We start from the raw sequence: 8948 nt of genomic DNA on the forward strand, positions 1-8948 counted from the left end.
GCAGGCGAGGGCGCAGCCCGTAGGAGGAGCGTTGCCCGTTCTCGACCCATCAGGCCGCAGCGGTGCGATCACCGGCGCTGCCAACGGCATCGGCGCCGAAGTCGCGCGCGCGCTCGCGCGCCGCGGCGCCCGTCTCGCGCTCATCGACCGCGACCGCGCGGGCCTGCAGCAACTTGCCGACGAACTGCGCACGACCGGGGCCGACGTGTCGGTGCACCCGCTCGATCTGCGCGACGACGACGCGGTGGCCGCCGCGGGCGCGGAGATCGAGGCGGCGCACCCCGAACTGCAGACGCTCGTCACCTGCGCCGGGTCCTCGATGCTCGGATCCCTCGACCAGCTCACGATGGAGGAGATGCGCTGGCTGATGGACATCAACCTCTGGGGCACGGTGTCGATCACCAAGGCGCTCCTGCCGTCGTTGCGGCGCGCACCGGCGGCGCACGTCACCCACATCGCGAGCATCTACGCGCTCGCCTCCCCGGGCGGGCGGATCCCGTACGCGATGTCGAAGTTCGCCGTGCGCGCCTTCTCCGAGGCGCTCATGCACGAGCTCGAGGGCTCGTCGGTCACGGTGGGCGCCGTCTATCCCGCCGGCGTCCGCACCGGCATCATCCTGCACGGACGCTACGCGGCCGCGATCGATCCGGGGGTGGCCGGCCGCGCCGCCGCCGCCCAGGCATCGATGTACCACATGGAGCCCGCCGAGGCGGCCGAGCGCATCGTCCGCGCGACCCTGCAGCGCCGTCCGCGCACCCTGATCGGGCGGGAGACCCGCCTGGTCGACGCCCTGGTGCGGCTGGCTCCGGTGCGCTACTGGGGTCCGATGCGGAACCCGCTGCGCGAGGCGATCGACACCACCACCCCGATGTCGCCCCGCTGACCGGACGCGCTCATTCCCCGGCGACGGGGACGCCGTCCGCCGGGGAGATGTCGCGCACGGCGACGACCTCGTCGCCGGAGGTGCGCTCACGCCCTGCGGCCGCCCGCTCGCGGATCGCGGTGGTCTCCCTGTCGTACTCGACGAGCTTGCGCAGCGCGTTCGCGGTGCCCGCCCGCAGGTGACGCTGGACGCGCAGGCGCAGGGTGGCCGTGTCCCGCGCCGCGAACGACTCGAAGATGCGCGCATGGTCCTCGGCCATCGCCAGGAGGTCGTCATGCTCCCGGAACAGCAGCAGGAGCCGCCCGCGCATCATCCCGAGGATCTCGTTGACCGTCGCGTTCTCGGCGAGCTCGGCCATGATCAGGTGGAACTCCGCCCCCGCCGTGTGCGCCGCCGCAGCGTCGCCGATGCCCGCGGCCGCGAACTCGCGGTCCAGCGCCGCCTCGACCTTGGCCAGGCCGTCGGAATCGTGACGCAGGGCGGCGATCTCGAACACGAGCACCTCGAGCACGTCCCGCACCTGCGCGATGTCGCGCACATCCGCTTCGGTGAACTGCCGCACCACCGCCCACGATCGCGGACGGGCGGTGAGCAGTCCTTCGCTGAGCAGCTGGCGGATCGCCTCCCGCACCGGCAGCCGGCTCACCGCGAGCTCATCGGCGATGTCGCGCTCGATCAGGCGATCGCCGGAGCGGCGCTGCCCCGACAGGATCGAGTCGCGCAGCAGTCGCACCACCCTCGCCGATTCCAGTTCGACGCTCGCCGCGTTCCCCATGGGGACATTGTGGCACCGTCGCCGAATGCCGCAAGGTGCCGGGCCGAGTCCGCCGAGAAGCAGGGGCGGGGCGCCGCGCTCCCGCGACACCCCGCCCCTGCGTTCACCGTCCGGTCGGAACGCCGTGCGAATCGAGCCAGTCCAGCACCTGCTGCACCGCCTCCTGGGCCGGCAGCGCGGCGTCGACGACGAAGCCGGCCTCGTCGGGGCCCAGCGGTTCCAGGGTCTCCAGCTGCGAGTCCAGCAGCGAGGCCGGCATGAAGTGCCCGAGCCGGCGGCCGAGGCGCTCGGCGAGATCGTGCCGGGTGCCCTCCAGGTGCACGAACTCGACGCCGGGGAGCGCGAGGATGTCCCGGTAGCTGCGGCGCAGGGCCGAGCAGGTGACGATCCCGGACTCGCCCGCCGCGATCCGGGCCGAGATCCAGTCGCGGATCAGTGCGAGCCAGGGCCAGCGGTCGTCGTCGGTGAGCGGGATCCCCGCCTCCATCTTCGCGACGTTCGCCGCGGGGTGCAGATCGTCGCCCTCCTGCAGCGCCCAGCCCAGCCGCCCGGCCAGGAGCCCCGCGAGGGTGCTCTTGCCGGACCCGGACACCCCCATCACCACGAGGATCCTCGATGTCGTCTTCGTCGTCATGATCCGCTCCCCGCTCAGCCGACGAACACGCCGATGAGCATCGCGCCGGCGAGGCCGACCACAGAGATCAGGCACTCCATGACCGTCCAGGACTTGAGCGTCTGCGGGATGCTGAGGCCGAAGTACTCCTTGATGAGCCAGAACCCGGCGTCGTTGACGTGCGAGAGGAAGACGGATCCGGCGCCGATCGCGAGCACCAGCAGCGCGGAGCCGGCGGACGACAGGCCGAGGTCGTGCACGAGCGGCTGCAGGATGCCGGCGGCCGTGATCGTGGCGACCGTGGCGGATCCGGTGGCGATGCGGATCAGCACCGCGACGAGCCATGCGAAGAACAGCACGATCGGCAAGGATCCGCCGATCCCCGAGATCGCGTGGGCGATGACCGTGCCGATCGTGGAGTCGACGAGCACCTGCTTGAAACCGCCGCCGGCGCCCACGATGAGCAGGATCCCGGCGATCGCCGGAAGCGAGGACGAGACCGAGGCGCCGACCTGGCCGGCGCTCATGCCGCCGCCGCGGCCCAGCACGACCATGCCGACGAGCACGGCGATGAGCAGCGCGATCATCGGCTTGCCGAGGAAGTCGACGATGCCCTTGAACGCCGAGGTGTCGTTCGGCGCGACGATGTCGACGATCGCGGACAGCAGCATGAGGAACACCGGAAGCAGGATGCTGAACAGCGTCGCACCGAAGCTCGGGCGCTTGCGGGCCTGGACCGCCGCGGTGTCGCCGGGCTGCGCCTCGTCCTCCGCGGTCTGGAACAGCGCGGGCACCGGCACATCCACCCAGCGGGCGGCGAGACGGCCGAACAGCGGGCCGGCGATGATGACGGTGGGGATCGCGATGAGCACGCCGAAGGCGAGCGTGAGGCCGAGGTTGGCGCCGATCAGGCTGATCGCGGCGAGGGGGCCGGGGTGCGGGGGCACCAGGCCGTGCATCGCGGAGAGGCCGGCGAGCGTGGGGATCGCGATCTTGATGAGCGACACCCCGGAGCGGCGCGCGACCAGGATGATCACGGGCACGAGCAGCACGAGTCCGACCTCGAAGAACATCGGCAGGCCGATGAGGGCGCCGACGAGGCCCATCACCCAGGGCAGGGCCGCGGTGCTCGCCCGCGAGATCAGGGTGTCCACGACGCGGTCCGCCCCGCCGGAGTCGGCGAGGAGCTTGCCGTAGATCGCACCGAGGGCGATGAGCACGCCGACGCCGCCGGCGGTCGAGCCGAAGCCGTTGGAGAAGCTCGTGACCGTCTGCGTCGCGGACATGCCGGCGACGAGGCCGGTGACGATCGCACCGATCACGAGCGAGAGGAACGGATGCAGCTTCACCCAGGTGATGAGCACCACGATCGTCGCGATGCCCACCAGGGCTGCGAGGATGAGCACCCCCTCGGGGGCGGTGGTCGTGGGCGGCACCGGGTCGGCGGCGGAGACGAGGGCTCCGGGAACGGACGCGAGCAGAGTCGACATGGCCATGAGCTTCCTTGGTCTGGCGGAGGATTTCGCCTCAGCGTACGGGATAAGTAGGACTTAATCAAGAGTCTTGCTGCAATATGCCCTGTTTCCTCGGAGACATCGGATCTTTTGCCCGACGAACGCCATAATGGGAGGCATGAGTGAGGGAACCCGCGAGGCCGCCTCCGCGCAGCACCACCGGCTGCTCGACACGATCGGCATGCGCATCGTGGAGGGCGAGCTGCCGCAGGGCATGCGACTGCTGACCGCCGACGTCGCCGCCGAGCTCGGCGTCTCCCGCTCCGCCATGCGCGAGGTGGTGCGCGTGCTCGAGACCATGGGCATGGTCGAGGTGCGGCGCCGCGCGGGCGTCGAGGTGCTGCCCGTCGAGCGCTGGAGCGCCTACGCCCCCGAGGTGCTGCGCTGGCGACTCGACGGATCCGATCGGCTCCGCGCCCTGCACGAGCTGAGCCAGCTGCGCTCCGCGATCGAGCCGCTCGCGGCCCGGCTCGCCGCGACCCAGGCGGATCCCGCGCAGCGCGCCGCCCTCGTGAAGGCCGTGCTCGGCATGGTCGAGCACGGCGACCGCGCCGACGAGTCCGCCTACCTGCAGCATGACGTCGACTTCCACGCCGCCGTGCTGCGCGGCTCCCGCAACCCGTACCTCGCCGGGCTCGCCGAGGTGGTCGCGGCACTCCTGCACGGCCGGACCGCGCATGCGCTCATGCCCCGGCAGGCGGACCAGACGGCCCTGCGCCTGCACCAGGACGTCGCCGCCGCGATCACCGCCCGCGATCCCGACGCGGCGGCTGCGGCGATGGCAGCGATCGTCGCCGAGGCCGACGACGCCGTCGGGGCGATGGCCTCACCCGGCCACCGGCCCTCGGATCGCTGAGACGTCGGAGCGCCTTCTTCATCGGGCTGATAGCCGCTCGCCAGCGCCCGCCTACCCGCGGGCGCGCATAATCGAGCCATGACCAGAGCGGCCGGCACCACGCAGCACCGCGCGGCGAGCGCGCTGCCGCGACTGCTCGCCGCCCCGGTCCGGGGCGTGCGCCGGGTGCGCCGGCCCGCGACGTCGGCCGCGCCGGCCTTCGACGTCGCCTACGTGCGCAGCGGCCCGCACGCGGACGTCCCGATCGTCGTGATCCCCGGCGGCCCCGGGCTGGGCTCCGTGCTCCCCTACCGCCGCTTCCGGCGCGAGGCCGCGCAGCGCGGGCTCGACGTCATCATGATGGAGCACCGCGGCGTCGGGCTCTCCCGGGCCGACCTGGACGGGCGCAGCCTGCCGCTGTCAGCGATGCACGTCGTCGATGTCGTCGACGACCTGGCGGCGGTGCTGGATCAGGAGGGCGTCTCCCGCGCCTTCCTCAGCGGCTCCTCCTACGGCAGCTACGTGGCCGCGGCCTTCGGGGCGCGCCATCCGGAGCGTGTCGCCGGCATGCTCCTCGACTCGGCCCTGCAGTCCGTCGCGGATCGCGACGCCGAGCGGGCGATGATCCGCGGCCTGTTCGTCGAGGCGGACACGCGGATCGCCGCCTCGGTGCGCGAACTGCTCGAGGACGGATCGGATCCGCGCCTCCTGCTCGGGGTGCTCCGGGCGGCCTACGAGCTCGGCGGCACCGAGCTGCTCGAGCCCCTGCTGCGGCAGCGGCTCCACGGGGCGCATCGGACGGGCCGCGGCGATCGCGCGGGCCGGGGCGGCTCGGGGCATGCCTCGGTGTGGGCGGCGCTGGAGGCGTACGTCGACAAGGCGGAATCGGAGGCCCACGTGCCCGGGTTCTACGAGTTCGACCTCGTCGGTGCGATCGCATTCCGCGAGCTCGGCTTCGGCCCGGATCCCGACGGCTCCGCCCTCGACCCCTCACTCACCTACGCACCCGTGGCGGATCGCTTCCCGCGCTTCGCCGGTGAGCCGTTCGACCTGCCGTCCGCGGCCGCGGGCTTCGACTGGCCGACGGTGCTGCTCAGCGGCACCCGCGACCTGCGCACGCCGGCCGCGGTCGCGCAGCGCGTCGCCGAGACGGCGCCCGACACGGTGCTCGTCGAGATCGACAACGGGCACAGCGCACTGGAGTCCCACCCGCTCGCGCTGCTGCACGCACTGCAGCGCCTGAGCCGCGGTGAACAGCGCCGGCTCCCCGACGAGAGCGCGCTGATGAGCGCCCTGCCCCGGCGCGGGCTGGTGGCGGGACTGCCCCGGCTGCTCCACGCGGGCACCCGCTGGGAGGCCGCGCTGCGCTCGTGACCCGATCCGGCGGGGCAGGAATGGATCCCAGGTCCATTCGGTTGCATACAACGTGCCCGCATCCCGCTCCGACCTGCTCTCCGCCGACACCGCGATGGGCGCGGTGACGCTGCTCGTCGCCGACCTCGACGCCATGACCGCCTACTACCGCGACGCCGTGACGCTGCGCGTGCTCTCGGCCGACGGCGACCGGGTCGTGCTGGGCCGCGGCACGACGCCGGTGGTGATCCTGGAGCACAGCCCCGCCCTGAAGCACGCGGCACCGCGTTCGGCCGGGCTGTTCCACACCGCGATCCTCTTCGAATCGCCGCGGGCCCTCGCCGCCGCGCTGTACTCGGTCGCCCGGCGTGCGCCTGGCACGTTCACCGGCAGCGCCGACCATCTCGTGAGCCAGGCGTTCTACTTCACCGACCCCGAGGGCAACGGCGTCGAGCTGTACTGGGATCGCGACCGCACGCAGTGGAGCTGGACGCACGGTCAGGTCGAGATGGACACGCTGTACCTGGATCCGAACGGCTTCCTCGACGAGCACCTCACCGAGGAGGCGACCGCGGATCCGGTGATCGGCGGCGCGGTCGTCGGGCACGTGCACCTCTCGGTGGGCGACGTCGAGTCCGCCCGCGAGTTCTACGTGCGGCGCCTCGGGTTCGAGACCACGGCGGAGCTCGGCGGATCCGCCCTGTTCGTCAGCGCCGGCGGCTATCACCACCACATGGCGATGAACACCTGGAACAGCGCGGGCGCCTCACGGCGCACCCCGGCACTGGGGCTCGGCCGCGTCGAGATCATGCTCCCCGACGCGGACGACATCGGATCCGTCGCAGAGCGCATGGAGCACTACGGCGTCGCGATGCGCGACGACGGCCGTTCGCTCGCGTTCGAAGACCCCTGGGCGAACGAGATCCGGCTCACGACCCCGGGCTGACCCGCCGCCGGGGGCGATCGCCCCGGATCACCCGTCCAGGCGCACCGCCGAGATCGCCCCGTCCGGCCACGTCACGCACACCGTGACCGCGTCGTCCGATGCGGGCGCGATCGCCGCGCTCGGAACGGGGTCCTCCCCGCGCCCCAGGCGCACCGCCGCCAGGACGACGTCGCCCTCGGCGACCCCGGCCACGTCCACGCGGGGAACGGTGACGACCTCCCCGATCGGCGAGGTGCCGGTCTCGACGTGCACCGACGCGGCCGACCGCGCGATCGTCGAATCGTCTCCGGCGGAGGGCAGGATCCGCAGCTCCGAGCGCAGGCCGTCGAGCTCCGCCGCTACCGCTCCCGCCTCGATCTCCGCCGTCGCGGCGGTCGCCCCGGCCAGCGGCCACCCGCTCAGCCGCAGCGGGACCGGCTGCGCGGACGCGCCGCTGCGGGCGAGACGCCGGGTCGCACGCACCTCCCAGGAGCCGCGCACGACGCTCGCGGTCGCGAGCAGGGGGCCGTCGGTGACGAGGCCCGCGCGTCCCGCCCCGTGGTCGTACGCCGGCCCGCCGACGCTCGAGTCCACCCAGTGCGCGTCGGCCACGGAAACGGCGTAGGCCGCCGTCCCGTCGTCGCCGATCGGCCCGCGCGCGAAACCCGTGCGGTGCGTCGAACGTCCCGCCGCATCGAGCGCCCCCACCATGCTGTCGGCCGGGTCGTCGATCGTCGCCCCGGTGAGCGGCGGGAGCGTCGCGCTGGAGTACCCGAATCGGCCGTAGAGTGCCGAGTCGCCCGTGCGATCGCCCTCGAGGGCGTGGTCGGAGCCGTGGTTGATCACCCGCACGATGCCGTCCGAGACCGTGCCGCTGACGATCCAGCCCGCCGCCCGGATCACCCGGCGCACGTCGTCCTGCTCGATCGGCAGCGGCTCCTCGACCGCGGTCCAGACCGGGTGGTCGGCCGGGAGCAGCAGCCCGAGGAAGCCCTTCGACGCCCAGTAGGGCGATCCCGCGCCGGAGTAGCTCTGCGCCATCGCCGGCCATTCGCCGAACAGGCCCATCGTGAGCAGCCCCCGCTCGCCGATCGCCCCGCGTTCGACGAAGGCGCGCAGCTCGCCCGAGGCGGCGCGACGCAGCAAGCCCGGAGACTGCCGCGCGGCGCCCGACAGAGCGCCCATCCACAGCGGCGCCGCGGTCGCGAACCGGTAGATGAGGCTGCGCCCCTGCAGCACCGGCATGCCGTCCGCCCCGATGAGCGCGACGTAGTCGTCGAGGAAATCGGCCAGCCGGGAGCGGAACACCGGCGCGAGGGCTCCGGATCCGAACGCGGCCGAACCCTCGGATCCGGCCCAGAGCAGCGGGTAGAGGTGCATCGCCCAGCCGCAGTAGTAGTCGTAGTTGCGCAGAGCACCGTCGGCCCACCAGCCGTCGGTCTGGAAGTAGTCCTCGATGCGGGCGAGATCGGCCGCGATCCGGTCGGGATCGTGCGGCCCGTCGACGGAGGCGAGGAACGTCTCGACCGTGATCCGGAACCACAGCCAGTTGTTGTCGGGGTACCCGCGCACCGGATTCAGCGCGAGCCAGTCCACGATGCGCTGCTGCGCCGCCGCGTCGAGGGCGTCCCACAGCCAGGGGCGCGTGAGCTGCAGCCCGAGGGCGATGGAGGCCGCCTCGACCTGGGCCTGCGGCTGCGCGGCGGGCAGGATCCACCGCTCCGGATTCGCCGGATCCGTGCCGGCGACGAGTCCGTCCCGGTACCAGTCCAGGAAGCCGTGCGGGTCGGTGCCGCGCTCGCCGGCGAACCGGAAGGCGAACAGCAGGAACGATCGCGCGAAGCCCTCGAGGCCATCGCTGTCGGCGCCGCTGCTGCTGGTCGGGCCGGGCAGCCGCACCTGACTGCGCGTCGGCGTGAAGTACGGCCGCAGCGACAGCAGCAGATGGTCGGCCACCCCCGCCCAGTGCGCGCGGGTCCAGCCGGTGTGCGGCGACAGGACGCGGTCCTCCGGGGGCAGCACGGGACGGGCGGGGTCGAAGTCGGTCACC

Annotated in this window: 8 protein-coding genes; 4 read left to right on the forward strand and 4 right to left on the reverse strand. The window is 72.9% G+C overall.

Features of this window, described 5'->3' with window-relative positions:
• Positions 1–31: 31 nt before the first annotated feature.
• Positions 32–883, forward strand: a complete 852-nt coding sequence (locus tag J8G10_RS03065) for an SDR family oxidoreductase (RefSeq protein WP_251439180.1) — start codon at positions 32–34, stop codon at positions 881–883.
• A 10-nt stretch (positions 884–893) separates the two neighbouring features.
• Here the strand turns inward: J8G10_RS03065 and J8G10_RS03070 are convergent, their stop codons facing one another.
• From J8G10_RS03070 to J8G10_RS03080, 3 genes are all read right to left on the reverse strand, one after another.
• A complete protein-coding gene (locus J8G10_RS03070) occupies positions 894–1658 on the reverse strand; it encodes a GntR family transcriptional regulator (RefSeq protein WP_251439182.1) in 765 nt (254 codons plus the stop codon).
• Between the two features lie 103 nt (positions 1659–1761).
• Positions 1762–2292 carry a gluconokinase gene (locus J8G10_RS03075; protein ID WP_251439184.1) on the reverse strand — a complete coding sequence of 177 codons (531 nt, stop codon included), beginning with the start codon at positions 2290–2292 and terminating at the stop codon, positions 1762–1764.
• Positions 2293–2306: 14 nt separating this feature from the next.
• Positions 2307–3767: a GntP family permease gene (locus tag J8G10_RS03080; protein WP_251439187.1), complete on the reverse strand. Its 1461-nt coding sequence runs from the start codon at positions 3765–3767 to the stop codon at positions 2307–2309.
• Between the two features lie 136 nt (positions 3768–3903).
• Here J8G10_RS03080 and J8G10_RS03085 point away from each other — a divergent pair, with 136 nt between their 5' ends.
• The 3 genes from J8G10_RS03085 (at position 3904) to J8G10_RS03095 (ending at position 6919) form a co-directional block, all read left to right on the forward strand.
• The gene (locus J8G10_RS03085) at positions 3904–4641 is read left to right on the forward strand and encodes a FadR/GntR family transcriptional regulator (RefSeq protein WP_251439189.1); all 738 of its coding nucleotides are present in this window, start codon (positions 3904–3906) and stop codon (positions 4639–4641) included.
• A gap of 78 nt (positions 4642–4719) precedes the next feature.
• Positions 4720–5994, forward strand: a complete 1275-nt coding sequence (locus J8G10_RS03090) for an alpha/beta fold hydrolase (protein ID WP_251439191.1) — start codon at positions 4720–4722, stop codon at positions 5992–5994.
• A gap of 94 nt (positions 5995–6088) precedes the next feature.
• Positions 6089–6919, forward strand: coding sequence for a VOC family protein (locus J8G10_RS03095; RefSeq protein ID WP_251439384.1), 831 nt, complete (start codon positions 6089–6091; stop codon positions 6917–6919).
• Positions 6920–6946: 27 nt separating this feature from the next.
• Here the strand turns inward: J8G10_RS03095 and J8G10_RS03100 are convergent, their stop codons facing one another.
• Positions 6947–8947: a DUF2264 domain-containing protein gene (locus tag J8G10_RS03100; RefSeq protein ID WP_251439194.1), complete on the reverse strand. Its 2001-nt coding sequence runs from the start codon at positions 8945–8947 to the stop codon at positions 6947–6949.
• Position 8948 lies beyond the last annotated feature (1 nt).

This window comes from Microbacterium sp. USTB-Y (assembly GCF_023703415.1).
Classification (GTDB): domain Bacteria; phylum Actinomycetota; class Actinomycetes; order Actinomycetales; family Microbacteriaceae; genus Microbacterium.

What these genes read in the sequence shown, in the direction of transcription:
- J8G10_RS03070 (WP_251439182.1), bottom strand. Translation starts at nt 1,658, where the DNA reads ATGGGGAACGCGGCGAGCGTCGAACTGGAATCGGCGAGGGTGGTGCGA.
- J8G10_RS03075 (WP_251439184.1), bottom strand. Translation starts at nt 2,292, where the DNA reads ATGACGACGAAGACGACATCGAGGATCCTCGTGGTGATGGGGGTGTCC.
- J8G10_RS03080 (WP_251439187.1), bottom strand. Translation starts at nt 3,767, where the DNA reads ATGGCCATGTCGACTCTGCTCGCGTCCGTTCCCGGAGCCCTCGTCTCC.
- J8G10_RS03085 (WP_251439189.1), top strand. Translation starts at nt 3,904, where the DNA reads ATGAGTGAGGGAACCCGCGAGGCCGCCTCCGCGCAGCACCACCGGCTG.
- J8G10_RS03090 (WP_251439191.1), top strand. Translation starts at nt 4,720, where the DNA reads ATGACCAGAGCGGCCGGCACCACGCAGCACCGCGCGGCGAGCGCGCTG.
- J8G10_RS03095 (WP_251439384.1), top strand. Translation starts at nt 6,089, where the DNA reads ATGGGCGCGGTGACGCTGCTCGTCGCCGACCTCGACGCCATGACCGCC.